Here is a 22,485-nt window from a genome sequence, read left to right as displayed (position 1 = left end):
CTCCGACCTGATTGAGAATCACGAACCTCGGTTTAGGGCGCCCTGCACACCCAGTTTCTGGTTGCGGCTTGTCTCACGTTGGCAGAGAGGGATGCCCCAGGACTTCGGCTAGTGCACTCGCGAGCGCATCGACCCCCGGTGTGCGCAGGACGCTGTAGTGGTCTCCCGGCACTTCACGCACCTCCACTCGGGGGGCGTAGTGGCTCCAGCCTCGGTCCGCTGGCTCCGCGGGCTCCAACTCCGTGTGGCTGCCACGGAGCACCGCGAGCGGGCCCGCGTAGGAGCCCAGCGTGTGTTTTTGAAGCGCACGGGCGTTGGCGGTGAAGACACGAAGCAGCGCGTGGATTTGCTCCGTGTCCGCGCCTGGGATGAGGACACCCGCCTCGCGGCCTTCCTGAAGCACTCGCTCCATCAGGGTCTTCGCGTCACCCAGGGACGCCTCCGAAGTCGTCGTCGGAGCAATTCCGGCCGTGCGCGCCAGGTCCAGCGCGAACATCGTCGCCGCGGCCAGGTCGTCGTCGGTCGCCACGCCACGGGCCAGCGAGGTGGAGCTGGGTTCAATCAGGGCGAGGACGTCCACCGTCTCGCCGCGCGTCTGGAGCATTCGGGCCATTTCAAAGGCAATCACGGCTCCGAGCGACCAGCCTCCCAACCGGTACGGGCCCTGTGGCTGAACGGTGCGAATGGCGTCCACGTAGCTGGCCGCCATCGCTTCGATGGACGCGTTCGGCGGCAGTGTCCCGTCGAGCCCCTGGGCCTGCAGGCCGTAGAAGGGCTGCTCGGGGCCGAGCCGCCGGGCAAGCTCGGTGTAGCAGAACACCGTTCCCCCGACGGGGTGGACGCAGAAGAAGGGCGCTCGCGAGCCACTGCGTTGAATGGGAACGAGCGGCGTCCATGGAGCGGGCTCGCGCCGCAGGAAGGCGGCCAGCCCTTCGACGGTCGGCGCCTGGAAGAGCGCCGTCACTGGCAGCGCTCGGCCCGTGCGCGCGCGCAACATGGACATCAGCCGCACCGCGAGCAGCGAATGGCCACCGAGCTCGAAGAAGTCGCTCCTCGCGCCGATCGGCGTGACCCCGAGCAGTTCCTCGAAAATGTGGGCAAGCTCCAGCTCGTGGCTATCGCGGGGTGCGATGTACGCCACCCGCTGAGGGGACGTCTCCTCCGGTATGGGCAAGGCCTTCCGGTCCACCTTGCCGCTCGTGTTCAGCGGAAGGGCCTCCAGCATGACGATGGCCGAGGGCACCATGTACTCGGGCAGCCGCTCCTTGAGGAAGCCTCGGAGCACCCCGGTGTCCAGCTCGGGGGGGCCTTCTGGGCGTGACGTATCGGGCACGACGTAGGCCACCAGGCGCTGGAAGCCCGGTACGTCCTCTCGGACCCGCACGACGGTGTCTCGAACCGCCGGGTGCAGGCGCAGCGCGGCTTCGATTTCTCCCAGCTCGATGCGGAAGCCGCGCACCTTCACCTGGAAGTCGATGCGGCCCAGGAACTCCAGCTCGCCCTGGGGCAGCCAGCGCGCCCGGTCTCCGGTCCGGTAGAGGCGCGTACCCAGCGCCGTGCTGAACGGGTCGGGGATGAAACGCTCGGCGGTGAGCTCCGGCCGGTCCAGGTATCCACGCGCCAGGCCGGCTCCACCGATGTAGAGCTCTCCAGGCACGCCCACGGGGGCTGGTTGAAGATGGGCATCCAGCACGTACGTCCGCACGTTCCCCAGCGGGCCGCCCACGGTCGGAGGCAGCGGAGCTCCACGCACCGCGCGCACCGTCGAATCCACGGTGCACTCGGTGGGGCCGTAGACGTTGAAGCACTCGAGGTGGGGATGGGCGGACAGCCGGAGCCAGAGCGCCTCGTCCAGGGCTTCTCCTCCGGCCAGCACTCGCAAAGGCCGGTGTGCCGCGAGGCCCTCGTCCAGCAGCAGACGCAGCAGCGACGGGGCGCAGTCCAGCACGTCAACGTCATTCCGCTCGATCCACGCCAGCATGGCACCCGCATCCTCACGAGCGGCCTGTGGAACCACGCACAGCGCATGTCCGGCCGCGAGCTGCACCAACTGCTGCACGGAGGCGTCGAAGGACAGGGATGCGTTGAGGCTGACGCGGAGGGGCTTGTCCACCCCTGCGTAGGCGGTGGCCGCCAGCGCCGCGCGCAGGTTCATCACGGAGGCGTGCTGCACCATGACGCCCTTGGGCATCCCGGTGCTGCCCGAGGTGTAGATGACGTAGGCGAGGTGCTGGGGCCCGCTGAGTCGCGGTGGGTTGGACTCGGACCGCGGCTCGGTCGTGGAAGCGGAGTCCTCCACGCAGAGGACCTCCACTGTGTGCCCGGCGAGCTTGTCCGCGACTCGCTGCTGCGTGAGCACCCAGCCGACCTTCGAGTCGCTCACCATGTACGCCAAGCGCTGGTCAGGATAGGCCGGGTCCATGGGAACGTAGGCGCCACCCGCCTTGAGGATGGCGAGGATGGCGACAACCATGTCGACCGAGCGCTCCATGCACAGGCCCACGCGAGCCTCTGGGACCACGCCGCGAGCGCACAGCGTCCAGGCGAGCCGGTTGGCGCGGCGATTGAGCTCCGCATACGTCAGCGAGCGCTCATCATCGAGGACGGCGAGTGCTTCGGGGGTGAGGGCCACACGGTCCTCGAACCGCTCATGCAGGCAGCCCTCCCAGTCGACCTCCCGGCGCGTGTCATTCCAAGTTTCCAGCAACGTGTTGCGTTCAGTCGCTGGAAGCAGCGCCGCCTGCTCGTAGCGGCCATGAGGCTCCGCGGCCACGGCCTCCAAGGCGCGCAGGTAGTAGTGCCCCAGCTCCCGCGTCCGCTCCGCTTCGTGCCGAGTGCCCGTTGTGGAGATGGAGATCGACAGCGACGACGTGTCGGGGTCCTGGGTGAAGGTGACGCCCAGGGGGAGCTCCATCCATGCGGCGCCCAGCATCTCGCCCAAGAAGCGCAGGCCCTTCTGTTGGGAAAGCCCTCCCGCGACGTGGAAGTGGATGAAGTTGAAGAGGGTGTCGAACAGCGGCTGACCGCCGCGCTGCTGCTGGAGCCGCGCCATGGGGTAGCGGCGGTGCGGCATCAACTCCTGCTCATGCTTCGCGACCTGCTGGATGAGCTCCAGCCACGTGCCCCCGTGCAGCGTCACCGGGAAGGGGACGCTGTTGAGGAACAGGCCAATCATCCGCTCACCGTCGATGACCTCCGGGCGGCCGTTGGTGACGATGCCGGTGACGACGGAGGTGCTGCCTTCGACAAAGCCGCGGACGCGCAGGTGCACTGCCAGCAACACCGTCTTGAGGGAGACGCCCGCCTCGTGGGCCACGCGGAGCAAGGCCTGCTGGAGCGGGACGGGGATACGCACGTCGTGGTTGTGCAGCACGCGTTCGTCGTCCCTGGTCCGGCTCGGGCGGTGACTCGCGGCGTCCACGCCGTCCATGCGGCTGGCCCAGAAGCGCTCACTCTCCGCGGACTGCTGGGCTTCGCGCTCCAGCGCCACGAACTGCCGGTAGGTGGCGGCCGGGGACGGCGCGGCGGGGGCGTCGGTCCCCTCCAGCAACTCGAGGTAGCGGCCGAAGAGCTCCGAGAACAGGGTCGCGGCGCTCCAGCCATCGAGGATGGCGTGGTGGAAGAGGATGGTCAGCTGAACGCTGCGTTCCGTGCGGCGATGCACGGCGACGCGGAGCAAGGGCGCCTGGGTCCACTCGAAGGGCTTGAGGCGCTCGGCTTCCACCCACTCACGCAGGAAGGCGTCCTGTTGCGAAGGCTCCAGGTGACGGAGGTCCTCGATGCGCAGCGGCGGCGCGACGTGCCGGTGGACGAGTTGGAGGGGCTCCTCGTAGCCGTCCAGGTGGAAAGAGGTGCGCAGGATGGCGTGACGCGCAATCAGCTCCTGAAACGCCTGACGCAGCAGCGGCTCATGCAGCGCCAGCTCCAGGTGGAAGCTGAACATGTCGTGGTAGATGCCAGCCGAGGCATCCAGCGCGCTCTCGAAGAGCATTCCCGACTGGAGCGCCGCCAGTGGGTAGGCGTCCTCCACATCTTCCGGCAGCCGATTGCGCTCCGCTTCGGACACGAGGCCGAAGGGCGCCACGTCATGAGCGGAGGCGGCCCCTCCGGTGTGCTTCACCGAACCGGAGAGCTGGCGGATGGTGGGATGCTGGAGCAGCTCCAGGATGGGCAACTCCAGGCCCCGCTCGCGCAGCTTCGCGATGACCTGGATGCTGCGAATGGAGTCTCCACCCAGCTCGAAGAAGCTGTCGTCGATGCCGACCTGGCGAAGGCCCAGGACCTCGGCCCAGATGTCGGCGATGGCCTGCTCTGACTCATCTCGGGGAGCCTCGAAGGATGCTCCTGGCCGCACTCGGTCCGCGTCGGGCGCGGGCAGGGCCTTGCGGTCCACCTTGCCGTTGGCCGACAGCGGGAGGGTCTCCATCGGGACGAAGAGGGCGGGGACCAGGTACTCGGGCAGCTTGCGCAGGACGTGGTCGCGCAGGGCTCGAGGATCCACCGAGTCCACCCCGTCTTCGCCCACCACGTAGGCCACGAGGCGCTTGTCGCCAGGAGCGTCCTCCCGAGCGAGGACGACCGCCTCCTGGATGCCCGGGGCCTGCAGGAGGACAGCTTCGATTTCGCCCAGCTCGATGCGGAAGCCGCGCACCTTCACCTGGAAGTCGGAGCGGCCGAGGAACTCCAGCGAGCCGTCGGCCCGCCAGCGGACGAGGTCCCCCGTGCGGTAGAGGCGAGCGCCGGGCGTTTCCGAGAAGGGGTGGGGGAGGAACTTCTCGGCTGTCAGCTCCGGGCGGTGGAGGTAGCCCCAGGCGAGGCCGTCCCCCCCGACGAAGAGCTCGCCAGGGACGCCGACGGGGACGGGCTCCATGCGCGAGTCGAGGACGAAGGCGGAGGAGTGCGCCAGGGGCCTGCCAATGGGGACGGAGGTGCCGAAGGACTGGCCCGCGCGGAGGGAGTGTGTGGCGGAGAAGGTGGTGTTCTCGGTGGGGCCGTAGCCGTTGACGAGGACGGCGCCGTGGGGAATGCGCTCCAGGTGCTGACGGACGCGAAGCGGAGGCAGGACGTCCCCGCCAGCGAGGACCTGCCGGACAGTGGCCAAGGCGGTGCCCTGGTGAAGCACCATCTGCTCGAAGAGGGCGGCGGTGAGCCAGAGGGTGGAGACGCGGTGTTGAGTCAGGAGCGCGGCGAGCTCGTCAAGGGAGGGCGAGTGGGGCGGGGCGAGGACGAGGCGAGCGCCGTGAAGCAGGGCGCCCCAGAGCTCCAGGGTGGAGGCGTCGAAGGCGACGGGTGCGAGCTGGAGGAAGACTTCGTCGGGGCCGAAGTGGATGAAGGGATTGGCGAGGACGAGGCGAGCGACGGCGCGGTGAGGAACGCAGACGCCCTTGGGCCGGCCGGTGCTGCCGGAGGTGAACATGACGTAGGCGAGGTCATCTCCGCCCATGGCCACGGAGGGAGGCGCGTCATGTGGCAGGGCGGCGATGAGGTCCGCGTCCGTGTCCACGCAGACCATCAGGCCACCCGAGCTGGGCAGCTCATCCGCGAGCGACTCCTGCGTCACGAAGACGCTGACGCCGGCCTCCTGAAGCAGCAAGGAGACGCGCTCAGCAGGGTAGTGGTGGTCGATGGGCACGTAGGCGCCGCCGGCCTTGAGGATGGCGAGCAGGCCCACCACCAGGTCCGGCGAGCGCTCCAGGCACAGGCCCACGCGGGTGCCTCGGGAGACGCCGTATGCGCGCAGATGGTGCGCGAGCTGATTCGCGCGGCGCTCCAGCTCCGCGTAGGTGACGACGCGCTCACCCATGACGAGCGCCACTGCGTCCGGCGTGCGAGCCACCTGCTCCGAGAAGTGCGCGTGAATCGGCGTGTCTCGCGGGAACTCGGCGGACGTCGCGTTCCATGCGACCAGGAGTTGCTGACGCTCCTCGGCGCGCAGCAGGGGCAACCCGGCCAGGCGCTGGTGCTCATCCGTGACGACGGCCTCCAGCAGCGTGCGGAAGTGCCCCATCATGCGCTCGGCCGTGGAGGCCTCGAACAGGTCGGTGTTGTAGTTCAGCGCGCCGGAGAGCCCCTCCGGCGTCTCTTCCAGCAGGAGGCTCAGGTCGAACTTGACGGTCTCCAGCTCCGTCTCCAGCACGTGCAGCGACAGCCCGGGGAGCTCCAGGCGCACGGGTGGCGTGTTCTGCAGGGTGAAGGTGACCTGGAAGAGCGGCGAGCGGCTCGGGTCTCTCGCGGGTTGCAACACCTCGACCAGCTTCTCGAACGGTACGTCCTGGTGCTCGGAGGCACCCAGCGTCGCCGCCTTCACCTGCGCCAACAGCTCTTGGAAGGTGAGCTCCGGCGACAGGTGGGAACGGAAGACCAGCGTGTTGACGAAGAAGCCGATGAGCCCTTCCAGCTCAGGCCGGGTGCGGCCGGCGATGGGCGAACCGACGCAGACGTCCTGCTGGCCGGAGTAGCGCGAGAGCAGCAACTGCCAGGTGGCCAGCAGCACCATGAAGGGCGTGGCCTCTTGACGGCGCGCCAGCGCGGTCACCGCTTCGGAGAGCGCCGCCGGCATGTTCACCGGGAGGAGCGCTCCCCGGTAGGTCTGCACCGCCGGGCGCGGCCTGTCGGTGGGCAGCTCCAGCGCCGCGGGGGCTCCGGCGAGCTGCTCACGCCAGTAGCTCAGCCGTGACTCCAGCACGGGCCCCTGCATCCACTCGCGCTGCCAGAGGGCATAGTCGGCGTACTGCACCGGAAGCGGAGGGAGCTGTGCCTCTCGGCCCTGGAGGGCGGCTTCGTAGCCCTCCGCCACCTCGCGCACCAGGACACCCACGGACCAGCCGTCGGACACGATGTGGTGCATCGTCACCAGCAGGACGTGCCTGTCCGAAGCCAGCCGCAGCAAGCGGGCTCGGAAGAGCGGGCCGAGCACCAGGTTGAACGGGAGGTGGGCCTCCTCGGTCGCGAGCTGGCGCGCCCGGGCATCGCGCTCACTGTCGGGCAGGGTGGAGAGGTCCGTGATGGGCAACTCCAGGGCCGCGAGCGGATGGACGACCTGGACCGGCAGGTCCCCCTCGTTCCGGAACGTCGTGCGCAGCGCCTCGTGCCGCTGCACCACCCTCAGCAGGGTCTGCTCCATCGCGCGGACGTCGAGCGCTCCGTCGATGGCCACCGCCGCCGGGTTGTTGTACGTCGCGGTGTCGGGTGTCAGTTGCTCCATCACCCACAGCCGCTGCTGGACAAAGGACTGAGGCAGTGGCCGGTCGCGTGACGCGGCCCGGAGGGGCGGCAGGGCCCCCGCGGCGCCGCGGGCCCGCTCGGAGTCCAGACGCGTGGCCAGCGCCGCCACCGTGCTCTGCTCGAAGAGGGCCCGCAGCGGCAGGTCGACGTCGAAGTCCTGGCGCAGCCGCGTCACCAATTGGGTGGCCAGGAGCGAATGGCCACCGAGCGCGAAGAAGTCATCCTCGGCGTTGACCGTCTCGACATGCAGCAGCGTGGCCCAGTGGGCGGCGATACGACGCTCCGTGTCCGTGCTGAGCGGTCGCGCGGCGGCGTGCCGAGGCGCTTCCGGTGCCGGCAGGGCCCCGCGGTCCAGCTTGCCATTGGGGGTGAGTGGCAGGGCCGCAAGTGTGACGAAGGCCGAGGGCACCATTTGCTCGGGCAGCCGCTCGCGGAGGTACGGGCGGAGCGTCCCGGCGTCCACGACGGCGGCCCCCTCCGCGTCCGCGACCACGTAAGCCACCAGGCGTTGCAGCCCTGGCGTGTCTTCGCGCACCAGGACCACGGTGTCGCGAACCGCGGGGTGTTGGCGCAGCGCGGACTCAAGCTCTCCCAATTCGATGCGGAAGCCGCGCACCTTCACCTGGAAGTCAATGCGACCCAGGAACTCAAGCTCGCCTTGGGGGAGCCAGCGCGCCCGGTCTCCCGTTCGATAGAGGCGGGTGCCGGGGACGGCGCTGAACGGATTGGGAATGAACCGTTCAGCGGTGAGCTCGGGACGACTCAGGTATCCACGCGCCAGGCCCGCTCCACCGATGTAGAGCTCGCCTGGAACGCCTACCGGCACAGGCTGCAGGTACGCGTCCAGCACGTAGGTCCGCGCGTTCGCCAACGGACCGCCCAGCGATGGAGGCAGGGACGCTCCGCGCACGGAACTCAGCGTGGAGTCCACGGTGCACTCCGTGGGGCCGTAGACGTTGAAGCACTCGAGGTGAGGATGGGCGGAGAGTCGGGCCCAGAGCGCTTCGTCCAATGCCTCACCGCCAGCCAGTACGCGCAACGGGCGGTGTGCGGCCAGGCCCTCGTCCAGAAGCAGCCGCAGTTGCGAGGGAGCGCAGTCCAGCACGTTCACGCCATGCCGCTCCAACCACGCCAACATCAAGTGGGTGTCCTCGCGCGTTTCTTGTGACACCACGCACAGCGCATGTCCGTCCGCGAGCTGCACCAACTGCTGCACGGAGGCGTCGAAGGACAGGGATGCGTTGAGGCTGATGCGGAGGGGCTTGTCCACCCCTGCATAGGCAGTGGTTGCCAGCGCCGCGCGCAGGTTCATCACCGAGGCGTGCTGCACCATGACGCCCTTGGGCATCCCGGTGCTGCCCGAGGTGTAGATGACGTAGGCGAGGTGCTGGGGCTCGCTGAGTCGCGGTGGGTTGGACGCGTCCCGCGAACCGCTCACGAGCGCTGCGTCGTCCACGCAGAGGACCTCCGCCTTGTGCCCGGTGAGCTTGTCCGCGACTCGCTGCTGTGTGAGCACGCAGCCGACCTGCGAGTCGCTCATCATGTAGGCCAGGCGCTGGGCGGGATAGGCCGGATCCATGGGGACGTAGGCGCCACCCGCCTTGAGGATGGCGAGGACACCAACGACCACATCGACCGAGCGCTCCAGGCACAGGCCCACGCGAACCTCGGGCCCCACGCCGCGAGCGCGCAGCGTCCAGGCGAGCTGGTTGGCGCGGCGGTTGACGTCGGCGTAGGTGAGCGAGCGCTCATCGTCCAGCACTGCGAGCGCATCGGGAGAATGCGCCGCGCGGTCCTCGAACCGCTCATGCAGGCAGCCCTCCCAGGCGACCTCCCGGCGCGTGTCATTCCATGTTTCCAGCAGGGTGTCGCGGTCGGCCGGTGGCAGCAGCGTAGCCTGCTCGTAGCGGCCATGCGGCTCCGCGGCCACGGCCTCCAAGGCGCGCAGGTAGTAGTGCCCCAGCTCCCGCGACCGCTCCGCTTCGTGCCGGTTGCCAGTGGTGGCGATGGAGACCGATAGCGACGAGGTGTCGGGGTCCTGGGTGAAGGTGACGCCCAGGGGGAGCTCCATCCAGGCGGCGCCCAGCATCTCGTCCACGAAGCGCAGGCCCTTCTGTTGGGAAAGCCCTCCCGCGACGTGGAAGTGGATGAAGTTGAAGAGCGTGTTGAACAGCGGCTGACCGCCGCGCTGCTGCTGGAGCCGCGCCATGGGGTAGCGGCGGTGCGGCATCAGCTCCTGCTCATGCTTCGCGACTCGCTGGATGAGCTCCAGCCAGGTGCCTCCAGGCAGCGTCACCGGGAAAGGCACGCTGTTGAGGAACAGGCCAATCATCCGCTCACCGTCGACGACCTCCGGACGGCCGTTGGTGACGATGCCGGTGACGACGGACGTGCTGCCTTCGACAAAGCCGCGGACGCGCAGGTGCACAGCCAGCAACACCGTCTTGAGGGAGACGCCCGCTTCGTGAGCCACGCGGAGCAAGGCCTGCTGAAGCGGAACAGGGATGCGCACGTCGTGGGTGTGCAGCACGCGCTCTTCATCCCGGGAGCGGGGCGGGCGCGGACTCGCTGGGTCCACGCCGTCCATGCGCCTCAGCCAGAAGCGCTCGCTCTCCGCGGACTGCTGGGCTGCGCGCTCCAGCGCCACGAACTGCCGGTAGGTGGCGGCCGGGGACGGCGCGACGGGGGCGTCAGTCCCCTCCAGCAACTCGAGGTAGCGGCCGAAGAGCTCCGAGAGAAGGGTCGCGGCGCTCCAGCCATCGAGGATGGCGTGGTGGAAGACGATGGTCAGTTGGACGGTGGTCTCCGACCGGCGATGCACGCGGAGCCGCATCAGCGGTGCCTGGTTCCAGGTGAAGGGCTGGACGCGTTCCTTCTCCGCCCACGCCTGCATGCAGGCTGTTTGCTGGGCGGTCTCCAGGTGCCGGAGGTCTTCGAACTTCAGCGGCGGTTCAACTTCCCGGTGGACGAGCTGCAGGGGCTCTTCGTAGCCGTCCAGGTGGAACGACGTGCGCAGGATGGCGTGACGCGCGAACAGCTCCCGAAAGGCTTGCTGCAACAGCGGTTCGTTCAGCGCCATCTCCACATGGAAGCTGAACATGTCGTGGTAGATGCCGGCCGAGGCATCCAGCGCGCTCTCGAACAGCATGCCTGACTGGAGCGCGGCCAGCGGGTAGGCGTCCTCCACGTCCTCGGGCAGTCGCTGACGGTCGGCCTCGGACACGAGGCTGAACGGCGCGACCTGGCTCGCCGGGGACTCACTCGTGGCCTTGATGACGCCCGCGAGCTCGCGAATCGTCGGGCGCTGGAGCAGCTCCAGCGTGGGCAGCTCCAGGCCCTGTTCGCGCAGCTTCGCGATGACCTGGATGCTGCGGATCGAGTCGCCGCCCAGCTCGAAGAAGCTGTCGTCAATGCCGACCTGACGGAGGCCCAGGACCTCGGCCCAGATGTCGGCCAGGGTCTGCTCAGAGGCGTTTCGGGGCGCTTCGAAGGGCGTCCCTGTCCGGGCCAGGTCCGCGTCGGGGGCGGGCAGCGCCCTGCGGTCCACCTTGCCGTTGGGCGACAGCGGCAGGACGTCCAGCGGCATGAACACCGCGGGCAGCATGTACTCGGGCAGCCGCGTCTTGAGGAACGTGCGGATGGCGCCCACGGCGTTCGCGGTCTGTTCTTCCGAACGCGCCGCGGCTGTGGGCACGAAGTACGCCACGAGGCGCTTGTCGCCAGGAGCGTCCTCCCGAGCGAGGACGACCGCCTCCTGGACACCCGGAGCCTGCAGGAGGACAGCTTCGATTTCGCCCAGCTCGATGCGGAAGCCGCGCACCTTCACCTGGAAGTCAGAGCGTCCGAGGAACTCCAGCGAGCCGTCGGCCCGCCAGCGGACGAGGTCCCCCGTGCGGTAGAGGCGAGCGCCGGGCGTTTCCGAGAAGGGGTGGGGGAGGAACTTCTCGGCCGTCAGCTCCGGGCGGTGGAGGTAGCCCCAGGCGAGGCCGTCCCCCCCGACGAAGAGCTCGCCAGGGACGCCGACGGGGACGGGCTCCATGCGCGAGTCGAGGACGAAGGCGGAGGAGTGCGCCAGGGGCCTGCCAATGGGGACGGAGGTGCCGAAGGACTGGCCCGCGCGGAGGGAGTGTGTGGCGGAGAAGGTGGTGTTCTCGGTGGGGCCGTAGCCGTTGACGAGGACGGCGCCGTGGGGAATGCGCTCCAGGTGCTGGCGGACGCGAAGCGGAGGCAGGACGTCCCCGCCAGCGAGGACTTGCCGGACACCGGCCAAGGCGGTGCCCTGGTGAAGCACCATCTGCTCGAAGAGGGCGGCGGTGAGCCAGAGGGTGGAGACGCGGTGTTGAGTCAGGAGCGCGGCGAGCTCGTCAAGGGAGGGCGAGTGGGGCGGAGCGAGGACGAGGCGAGCGCCGTGAAGCAGGGCGCCCCAGAGCTCCAGGGTGGAGGCGTCGAAGGCGACGGGTGCGAGCTGGAGGAAGACTTCGTCGGGGCCGAAGTGGATGAAGGGATTGGCGAGGACGAGGCGAGCGACGGCGCGGTGAGGAACGCAGACGCCCTTGGGCCGGCCGGTGCTGCCGGAGGTGAACATGACGTAGGCGAGGTCATCTCCGCCCACGGCCACGGAGGGAGGCGCGTCGTGCGGCAGGGCGGCGATGAGGTCCGCGTCCGTGTCCACGCAGACGCGCTTGCTGTTGGATGCAGGGAGCCCCTCGGCCAGTGACTTCGTCGTGACGAGCACGCCGATGTCGGCCTCCTGAAGCAGCAAGGAGATGCGCTCAGCGGGGTAGTGGTGGTCGATGGGCACGTAGGCGCCACCCGCCTTGAGAACGGCGAGCAGGCCCACCACCAGGTCCGGTGAGCGCTCCAGGCACAGGCCCACGCGGGTGCCTCGGGAGACGCCGGATGCTCGCAGGTGATGCGCCAGTTGATTCGCGCGGCGCTCCAGCTCCGCGTAGGTGACGACACTCTCACCCTTGATGAGCGCCACTGCGTCCGGCGTGCGGGCCGCCTGCTCGGAGAAGAGCGCGTGAATCGGCGTGTCTCGCGGGAACTCGGCGGACGTCGCGCTGCCGTCGGCCAGGAGTTGCTGGCGCTCCTCGGTGCGTAGCAGCGGCAGCTCGGAGAGGCGCTGGTCGGCGTTCTCCACGACGCTCTCCAGCAGCCGCACGTAGTGGCGCTCCATCCGTTCAACAGTCTTCGCGTCGAACAGGTCCGCGCAGTACTCGATGCGGCCGATGAACCGGTCCGGCCGGTCCTCGCGCAGCTCCATCAGCAGGTCGAACTGGGACGCGCCCAGGTCCAGCTCCACGTAGCGCGCGAGCAGGCCCGGAATCCGCAAGGCTGGCTGCGGCACGTTCTGGAGGACGAAGACGGCCTCGAAGAACGGGTTGCGGCTGGGGTCGCGAGGCGGTTGCAGCTCCTCCACCAACTTGTCGAAGGGCACGTCCTGGTGCGAGTAGGCCTCCAGGCAGACCTGCCGCACCCGGTGCAGGAACGCGCGGAAGGTCGGGTCTCCCGCCGCATCCGCGCGCATCACCAGCATGTTGACGAAGAAGCCGATGAGCGGTTCGAGCTCGGGCGCCCGGCGGTTGGCGACCGGTGAGCCCACCGCGAAGTCCTGCTGGCCACTGTAGCGGTGCAGCAGCGCCTGGTAGGCCGCCATCAGGACCATGAACAGCGTCGCGCCTTCCTTCTGCGCCAGTTGCTTGAGCTTCCGCGCCAGCTCTGGCTCGAGCCGGAAGTGGTGCCATCCGCCGCGATACGTCTTCAGCGCCGGGCGGGGATGGTCCGATGGCACCCCCAGCGCGGGAGGCTGCGGCGTGAGCTGCCGCCGCCAGTAGTCGAGCTGGCCGGCGAGCTCCCGCGTCTCGAGCTGCTCGCGCTGCCACCGCGCATAGTCCGGGTACTGGAGCTCCAGCTCCGGCAGGGGCGAAGGCAGGCCCTCCTCGAAGGCCTTGTAGAGCGCCATCAACTCCTGAAGGAACACGCCCAGCGACCACTGGTCCGTCACGGAGTGGTGCAGCGTCAACAGCACCAGGGCGTGCTGCGCGTCGAGCCGCAGGATGCCGACCCGCAACAGGGGCCCGGCGGAGAGGTCGAACTCGAAGTTGGCCTCGGCGATGATGCGGCGGCGGACTTCGTCGCCCTGGGCCTCCAGGGACAACGTCGACAGGTCCTCCTCGGGAAGGGTGAGCTCCAGCGCGGGCGCGACCACCTGCACGGGGTCTCCGCCGTGGCTCCGCAGCGTCGTGCGCAGGGCTTCGTGACGGCGCACGACCTCGTTCACACAGCGCGTGAGCAGGGCCCGGTCCAGCCGCCCGAAGAACTCCACGCTCACGTGGACGTTGTAGGCAGCCATGCTGCTGGGATCCAGCTCATGCAGGACCCACAGGCGCTGCTGAGGGAAGGATGCCGGCGCGGGCTCGTTGCCTTCGCGCCGGACCAGGACGGGCGCCGTCGCGTGAGGCCGCGCCGACTGCTGCTCCTGGACGAGCAGGTCGAGGAGGGCGCGCTGCGCGGGAGAGAGCTGCTCGAGAGCCCGAGTGAGGTCAGTCATCGAAATCGATATCCAAAAGAGAGGGGGACCGGGTGCTCCAGCGGGGGCTGGAGCGTCCGTTCACGCGGCCTTTACGCCGCGGCGTCGAAGCTCTTCGGCGAGCTCCTGCTCGGAGACGCGGGTGACCCGGTCGAGCAGCTCGCGATAGAGGGATTCCTGTTGCCGCGCCTGGAGGTCGGCGATCGCCTTCGCCAGACCCGCCACGGTTGGCGACGTGAAGAGCAGCGCCAGATTCAGGTCCAACTGCAACCGTGAGCGCAGCCGCCCGACGACCTGCGTGGCGAGCAACGAGTGCCCGCCCAGCTCGAAGAAGTGGTCGTGCCGCGCCACCTGCTCGACGCCCAGCACCTCCTGCCACAGGCCCGCGATGAGGCGCTCCAGCTCGTTGGCGGGGGGCTCCTCGTCTCCGGTGCGGGCCTTGCGAGTGGTGACCTTGGACGGAGTGACGGCGCGCTGGAGCCACGCGGTCAGCCGACGTGACACGTCGCCCGTGGCCACCACCACCGGACCATCCAGGCCGCCCGTGACGACGCGCTGGAAGGCCTCGGTGGCCTCGGCCTCGGTCATCACATACGGCGCGAGCTCTGGCGCTCCCGCGTCGTCAGCGCCAGCCGCGCGCGGCCACGGATCCCACGCCACGCTCATCCAGGGGGTTCCCGAGTCCCGGCTGCGGTGGGCCGCGAACGCGTCCACGAAGAGGTTGGCCGCCGTCGAAGGCGTGTCGTCGAACGGAGACAGCACGGCGGCCGACGCGGAGAACAGCATCACGAAGTCCAGCGCCCGGCCGCGCAGGACGTCCTCCAGCACGTAGGTGCCGCGCACCTTGGCGCGGAAGCGGGCCTCCGTGTCCGGGTTCGTCGTGGAGCGCGGAGGGAGGTCCGCGCAGTGCAGCACCCCGTGGAGCGCGCCGAAGCGCTGGTCCACCTCGGCCAGGACTTCCCGCATCCAGCGCGGCTTGGACACGTCGGCGCTCAGGACGAGCACCTCGGCGCCATGTGACTCCAACTCACGCACGCGCTGGATGAGCAGGCTGGCGTCGTCGTCCTCGCCCTGGGTGGAAATCCAGTCGTCCCAGAGGCGGCGCGGAGGCAGCGGCGTGCGGCCCACCAGCGCCAGCCGCGCCTGCTTCGTGCGCGCCAGATGGCCGGCCAGCAGTAGGCCCACGCGGCCCAGGCCGCCGGTGATGAGGTACACGCCGCGCTCACGCAGCGGTCGCGCGGGGGCAGCCGTCTCCGTCAGCCGGACGGGCGACAGCTCCTGGACCCAGCGGCGTGAACCGCGCAAGGCCACCCGGAAGTCTCGTGCCTCCGTGGCAATCTCGGCGACGAGCTGCTCGGCCAGCGCCGGAGCGCCCTCGGCGCCAGGGAGGAGCACATCGATGCCGCGCGCGGTGATGTGCACCTGTTGCTGCGACAGCACCTGGCAGGGGCCCAGCAGGGGCGCCTTCTCCGGCAGGGCCTCCGCGCGGCCGTCGGGGTCGAGCAGGTGGTTGGAGATGACCTCCAACCGCAGGGGGCGCGCATCCTTCAGTCCGGCAAGCGCTTGTCCCAGGTGGACCACGCTGGAGTAGCCCACCGCCTGCGCGGCCTGGAAGCGCGTGAGCGCGGACTCGCGCTCGTCCCGCGGCGTGAGGCTCCACAGGTGGACGAATATCTCGGGACGGGGTGTCGTGTCCGCCAGCGCGCTCAGCAGCGCGACGTAGTCTCCAGGTGCGCCCGGTGCCACGGTGAAGCGCCGCTCGCCGTCACGGGAGAACGCGGCGCCCGCGGAAACGGTGACGACGTGCTGTCCCGCCTCTTCCAGCCGCGAGACGAGCCGGGAGGCCAGCGGGCCTCCGTCGGTGAACACCACCCAGCACCGAGGTTGGGCGAGCGCGGAGGGCGCCAGCGTGGCCGGAGGCGTGCGCCGCCACGAGGGCAGGTGGAACCAGTCCGCGACGTCGGCCAGCTTGCGGGTGCCCGCGGCCTGTGAGGCCAGCAGCGCGGCGGACCGGTCCATCGGCGCGACCCAGTACCGCTGCCCCTCGAAGGGGTACGTGGGAAGGGAGACTCGCCGGACCGTCTCCGTTCCGTGCACGCCGCTCCAGTCCACCTCCACGCCCGCGAGCCACAGCCGTCCCAGCGCGCTCAGGAACACGGCCTCGTCCGGTTGATCGTCCTTGGGGTGTCGGGCGGAGGGGACGATGGTGCGCGCGCCGGCGGGCTCGCCCTGGAGCCGCGCCACGGCGGTCAGCGACTGCGCGGGGCCCACCTCCAGCAGCACCCGCGACGGGTCCTCCAGCAGCGCCTGCATGCCGTCCCGGAAGCGCACCGCGTGGCGCAGGTGGTCCACCCAGTACTGTGGCCGCGTCACCTCGTCTCCCGTGACGGGCCGGCCGGTGCGGCTGGAGATGTAGGGTCGCTCGGGCGGGCGGAGCGTCAGGCGGGACACGCGCTCGTGGAAGCGCGGCAGGATGCGCTCCAGCATCCGCGAGTGCGCCGCCGCCTCCACGTGCAACTGGCGGTGCTCCACACCCCGCGCCGTCAGCTCCGTCATCAGTCGCTTCACCGCCGCCAGTGGGCCGGAGACCACGCACTGCGCGGGCGCGTTCACCGCCGCGAGGTCCAGCTCCTGGCCTAGCAGCGGCACCACCTCCGCCTCGGGGAGGCTGATGCTCAGCATGGACCCGGCGGGCAGCTCATCCATGAGCTGGCCACGAAGCGCCACCAGCGTCGCCGCGTCCTCCACCGACAGCACCCCGGCGAGGCACGCCGCCGCGTACTCGCCCAGGCTGTGGCCCAGCATCTGCTCCGGCTCCACGCCGCATGAGCGCCACAGCCGCGCCAGGGCGTACTCGGTCAGGAAGATGGCGGGCAGCGCGAGCGTGTTGCGGGAGAGCCCCGGCACCTCCTGAAGGGGCTCCTGATAGAGCACCGTGCGCAGGTCCACGCCCAGGTGCCGGTGCAGGACGCTGGCGACCTCGTCGGCGGCCTCTCGGAAGACGGGCTCCGTGCGGTACAGGCCCGCGCCCATGCCCAGGTGGTGGGTGCCGCCCCCAGGAAAGAGGAACGCCACGGGGCGGCCTCGCGACTCCTGCTTCAGCGTGGCCAGCCGCTCTGGCTCTTCGCCGCGCAGCACGCGGAGGGCGTGCTCCCGGTCCTTCACCACGGCGACGCGGCGGTGCTGGAAGGCCTGCCGCCCCACTTGCAGCGTGTAGGCCACATCCTTCAGCGCCAGCTCCGGGTGCTGCTCCAGGTGGGTGGCCAGCGCCTCCGTCGCGACATCCAGGGCGCTCTGCGTCTTCGCCGACAGCGGCAGCACGTACCACGGACGGGCATCCGCGGTGGACGCCACGGCTGGGGCCTCCTCCAGGATGAGGTGCGCGTTGGTGCCACCAATGCCGAAGGCGCTGACGCCGGCTCGGCGCGGGGAGGGGCCCGGCGCCCAGTCCCGCAGGGTCGCGTTGACGAAGAAGGGACTGGCGGCGAAGTCAATCTGCGGGTTGGGCGCCTGGAAGTGCAGCGTGGGCGGCAGCTTCCGGTGCTTCAGCGCGAGCACCGTCTTGATGAGGCTGGCGATGCCGGACGCGGCATCCAGGTGCCCGATGTTGGGCTTCACCGAGCCGAGCGCGCAGAAGCCCGTGTCCTTCGTGCTCGTCCTGAAGGCGCGGGTGAGCGCGCGCACCTCGATGGGGTCTCCCAACTGCGTCCCCGTGCCATGGGCCTCCACGTAGCTGATGCTCCGCGCGTCCACCTCCGCGGTCAGCAGCGCGTCGCGGATGACGCGTGACTGGCCCTGGACGCTGGGCGCGTTGAAGCTGGCCTTCTGCGCGCCGTCGTTGTTGATGGCCGACCCGCGGATGACGGCGTGAATGGTGTCACCGTCGTTGAGCGCGTCCTCCAGGCGCTTGAGCACCACCAGCCCCGCGCCGTTGCCGAAGAGGGTGCCCTGCGCCTGCGCATCAAAGGCGCGGCAGCGTCCGTCTGGAGATGCAACACCACCAAATTGATACAGGTAGCCGGTGCGTTGGGGCGACTGGATGGCCACACCGCCCGCCAGGGCCATGCGGCATTCGCCCGCCAGGAGCGCCTGGGAGGCCAGGTGCACCGCCACCAGCGAGGTGGAGCAGGCGGTATGCAGCGAATAGGCCGGGCCCTTCAGGTTGAGCCGGTGGGCCACCCGCGTGCTGAGGAAGGCCAGGTCGTTGCCGAGCCCCACCTCGAACGCGCCGAGCATCCCCAGCGCGGCCGGGTTGGAGAAGAGGTTGAAGATGTATGTGTTGGTGCGGGCACCCGCGTAGACGCCAATGTGCTCCCGGTAGCGCTCGGGGTCGTAGCCCGCGTCTTCCAACGCCGCCCAGGCGCACTCCAGGAAGACGCGCTGCTGCGGATCCATCACCTCGGCTTCCTTGGGCGTGATGCCGAAGAAGGCCGCGTCGAACAGGTCCGCGCCCTCGATGGGGGCCGCCGCGCGCACGTACTCCGGTGACTTGCGCAGCGCCGGGTCCTCCATGACGGAGGGCTCCAGCTCCGACTCCTGGAGGAAGGTGATGGACTCGACGCCGTCCCGAAGGTTCCGCCAGTACGCCTCGGCGTTACAGGCCCCGGGAAGGCGGCACGCCATCCCGATGATTGCAATCTCCAGCCCGTTCCAGCGGGTGTCGCCAGCCATGATTTCGTGAGTCGCCAAAGTGCTGACAGTAAAGCAGCTTTAAAAGTGAAAGTCGCTTCATCTGGTAAAACTTATAAGAAGCACAAAATAACTTTTACAAGGTAACTGAGATAAGCTGCTATCGCTGGGATACGGCTGGGGTTGCCACGGCAGGCAATGCCATACGGGTACCAGGCAGGGGTAGACAATCATGGGTCGTCACACCCGGTATGAGGGGGACGCGAGCCTCGCGGTCGCCATTGTCGGCATGGCCGCCCGCGTGCCCGGCGCCGAAGACGTGCAAGCCTTCTGGCGCCTGCTGCGTGAGGGCAGGGAAGCCATTACGTTCTTTACCAGTGAGGCGATGAAGGCCTTGGGCGTGGAGCCCGGCTGGCTCGCCAATCCCCACTTCGTACGGGCCGCGCCCGTCCTGGAGCGGCCGGGCCGCTTCGACGCGGCGCTGTTCGGGTACGCGCCGCGCGAGGCGGAGCTGCTGGACCCGCAGCATCGCATCCTCCTGGAGTGTGCCTGGTCGGCGCTGGAGCAGGCGGGCTACGCCCCAGGCAGGCTGGAAGTTTCCACTGGCGTCTTCGCGGGCTCCAGCCTGAGCAGCTACCTTTTGTTCAACCTGCTCTCGCGGGCGGAGTTCCAGCAGGCCGAGGACACGTTCCCGGCCATGGTAGGCAACGACAAGGACTTCCTCGCCACGCGCGTGGCCTACCACTTCAATCTCAAGGGGCCCGCCCTCACCGTGCAGACGGGGTGCTCCACGTCGCTGGTGGCCACGCACCTCGCCTGTCAAGCACTGCTGGGCTACCAGTGCGACGTGGCGCTCGCGGGCGGCGTGTCCGTGCACATGCCCCAGCGCGCGGGCTACCACTATCAGGACGGCGGCATCTCCTCGCCGGACGGGCACTGCCGCGCGTTCGACGCCAGGGGGCAGGGCACGCTCTTCGGCAGCGGCGCGGGCGTGGTGGTGCTCAAGCGCCTGGAGGACGCGCTCAACGACGGTGACACCATCCACGCTGTCATTCGCGGGTCGGCCATCAACAACGATGGCGCGCTGAAGGTGGGCTTCACCGCCCCCGGCGTCGAGGGACAGGCGGAGGTCATCGCTCGCGCCCAGGCCGTGGCGGAGGTGTCCCCGGAGTCCATCTCCTACGTGGAGGCGCATGGCACCGCCACGCCGCTGGGAGACCCGGTGGAGGTGCAAGCCCTCTCGGAGGCCTTCCGCGCGGGGACGGACAAGCGCGGCTTCTGTGGGCTGGGCTCGGTGAAGACCAACGTGGGTCACCTGGACGCGGCGGCGGGAGTCACCGGCCTGCTGAAGACGGTGCTCGCCTTGGAGCATGGCGAGCTTCCGCCCAGCCTCCACTACGAGCAGCCCAACCCGCGCATCGACTTCGCGAGCAGCCCCTTCTACGTCAACGCCACGCTCAAGCCGTGGCCGGAAGGGGAGACACCTCGGCGCGCGGGGGTGAGCTCGTTTGGAATTGGTGGCACCAACGCGCACGTCATCCTGGAGGAAGCGCCCGTCACGCTCGCGGGGGACGCGGCGCGCCCGTGGCAGCTCCTGGTCCTGTCCGCGAAGACGCCCTCGGCGCTGGAGTCCCAGACGGCCGCGCTGCTGGCGCACCTCAAGGCCCACCCGGAGCAGCAGCTCGCGGACGTGGCCTGGACGCTCCAGGTGGGGCGCAAGCCCATGGAGCTCCGCCGGGTGGTGGTCTGTGAAGACAGGGCAAGCGCCGTGGCGGCGCTGGAGTCCAGGGATCCGCAGCGCATCTTCACCCTGGCCCCGGGCAACGGCACGCCGTCGGCCGTGTTCATGTTCCCCGGCGGTGGCGCGCAGTACCCGGACATGGGCCGTGGCCTCTACGCCTCCGAGCAGGTGTTCCGCGAGGCCGTGGACCGCTGCTGCGAGCTCCTGATGCCACGGCTGGGGTTCGACCTGCGGCCCGTCATGTACCCGGACGCGACGAAGGCCGCGGAGGCCGTGCAGCGCCTCAAGCGCACCTCGCTGGCGCTGCCCGCGCTCTTCACCGTGGAATATGCGCTGGCGCGGTTGTGGCAATCCTGGGGCGTGAAGCCGGAGGCGCTCATCGGCCACAGCCTGGGCGAGTACGCCGCGGCCTGCCTCGCGGGCATCTTCTCGCTGGAGGACGCCCTGGCGCTGGTGGTGCTGCGCGGCCAGCTCTTCGAGGAGCTGCCAGGCGGCGGCATGCTCAGCGTCCCGTTGCCCGAAGCGGAGCTTCGTCCGTTGCTGGGGGCCTCGCTGTCCATCGCCGCGATGAACGGGCCCGCCCAATGCGCGGTGGCTGGAACGGTGGAGGCCGTGGAGGCGTTGGCCGCGGAGCTGACGAACCGCGAGGTGGAGTTCCGTCACATCCCCATCGATGTGGCGGCGCACTCGCACCTGGTGGAGCCCATCCTCGCGCGCTTCCAGTCCTTCGTGGGGACCCTGACGCGCAATGCCCCCACGCTGCCCCTTGTCTCCAACGTCACGGGCACGTGGATGACGCCCGAGGAGGCGGTGGACCCGGCGTACTGGACGCGGCACCTGCGGCAGACGGTGCGGTTTGGGGACGGCATCCGCACGCTGGCCACGCAGCCTGGCCGCGTCTACCTGGAGGTCGGTCCGGGCCGCACGCTGGGGACGCTGGCGCGCCTGCAGCTCAACGGGCCCAAGGCCCCCTCGGTGCTCTCCTCGCTGCGTCACCCTCAGGACCCGGTGCCGGATGACGCGTTCCTCACCACCACCGTCGGCCGGCTCTGGGCGGCGGGCGTGGAGGTGGACTGGCGCGCGGTGCACGGCGGCGCCCGGCGGCTGCGCGTGCCGCTCCCGACCTATCCCTTCGAGGGGCAGGAGTACTGGCTGGCGCCGGAGGCGTCCTCCTCGCGTCGCAAGGGGCTCGCGCGCAAGAGCGCGGACGTGGCCGGCTGGTTCTATCTGCCCTCGTGGCAGCGCGCGCCGTTGCTGCCCAAGGCGGGGCCGGTGACGCCGCGCGGATGGATGGTCTACCAGGACGCGGGGGGCCTGGGGGCGGCCCTGGCGGAGCGGCTGGAGCGCCTGGGCCACGGCGTCGTCCGCGTGACGCCCGGCCCCGGTTTTCGTCAGGTGTCGGAGCGCGAGTTCACCGTGGATGGGCGAGCGCGTGAGGACCACGCCCGGTTGCTGAGCGCGTTGAAGGCTGGGGACTTCAACGTGGAGCGCGTGGTGTACCTCTGGAGCCTTGATGGGTCCGGGCCGGACTTCGACGAGGCCCAGGCGCGCGGCTTCCTGGGCGTGCTGCGGCTGGCGCAAGCCCTGTCTGGAGCGGAGCTGCCCGGGCTGGTGGAGTTGACGGTGGTGGGGCGCGAAGCGCTGGAGGTGGAGAGCGCAGATGCGGTGGCTCCGGAGCGCGCCACGCTGCCGGCGCTGTGCAAGGTGATTCCGCAAGAGCTGGACACCCTGGCGTGCCGCTACGTGGACGTCCGCGCGCCGTCGGTGGACGCCTTGGTGCGGGAGGTGACGTCGGACGCCTCGGAGCCGGTGGTGGCCTGGCGTGGCCCACACCGGCAGGTGCAGGCGTACGAGCCGCTGCGCATCGAAGCGGACACGCCGGTGTCCTGGCCCCTCAAGCAGCGCGGCGTCTATCTCATCACGGGCGGGCTGGGCGGCGTGGGCCTGCGGATGGCGGACTCCCTGGCGCGCACGAAGCAGGCGCGGCTGGTCCTGGTGGGGCGCTCTGGCGCGGAGCAGGACGCGGACGGCCGCCGTCAACGCGCGGTGCGGGCGCTGGAGGCCGCCGGCGCGGAGGTGCTGGTGGCGCGCGCGGACGTGGCGGATGAGGCGCAGTTGCGCGCGGTGCTGGCGGAGGTGGAGGCCCGCTTCGGCGCGCTGGATGGGGTCATCCACGCGGCGGGGCTCGCGGGCGACGGCGCGGTGGCGTTGCTGGGCGCCATGGAGCCGGAGACGTGCGCGCCGCACTTCCGGGCGAAGGTGCATGGCACCTACGCGCTGGACCGCGCGCTGGCGGGCCGCACGTTGGATTTCGTGCTGCTGGTGTCCTCCAACGCCACGGCGCTGGGCGGGCTGGGGC

General features: G+C 70.0%; 3 protein-coding genes. 1 reads left to right on the top strand and 2 read right to left on the bottom strand.

Features of this window, described 5'->3' with window-relative positions:
- Positions 1-73: 73 nt before the first annotated feature.
- Together HV826_RS14225 and HV826_RS14220 are read right to left on the bottom strand one after the other, a co-directional pair.
- Complete coding sequence (locus tag HV826_RS14225) at positions 74-13,777, bottom strand: non-ribosomal peptide synthetase (RefSeq protein WP_176417556.1); 13,704 nt, start codon at positions 13,775-13,777, stop codon at positions 74-76.
- Between the two features lie 60 nt (positions 13,778-13,837).
- Positions 13,838-18,427, bottom strand: coding sequence for a type I polyketide synthase (locus tag HV826_RS14220; protein WP_176417555.1), 4,590 nt, complete (start codon positions 18,425-18,427; stop codon positions 13,838-13,840).
- 190 nt (positions 18,428-18,617) lie between these two features.
- On the opposite strand from HV826_RS14220, the gene HV826_RS14215 reads away from it, so the two are divergent.
- A partial coding sequence (locus HV826_RS14215) for a type I polyketide synthase (protein ID WP_176417554.1) occupies positions 18,618-22,485 on the top strand: 3,868 nt, incomplete at its 3' end.

Source organism: Myxococcus sp. AM010, assembly GCF_013372585.1.
Taxonomy (GTDB): Bacteria; Myxococcota; Myxococcia; order Myxococcales; family Myxococcaceae; genus Myxococcus; species Myxococcus vastator.
Note: the sequence above shows the minus strand (reverse complement) of the source record. Positions and strands in the feature narration are given on the sequence as shown.

Excerpts from the sequence above, each read along its gene's own strand:
- HV826_RS14225 (WP_176417556.1), bottom strand. The coding sequence starts at position 13,777 with ATGACTGACCTCACTCGGGCTCTCGAGCAGCTCTCTCCCGCGCAGCGC.
- HV826_RS14220 (WP_176417555.1), bottom strand. The coding sequence starts at position 18,427 with ATGGCTGGCGACACCCGCTGGAACGGGCTGGAGATTGCAATCATCGGG.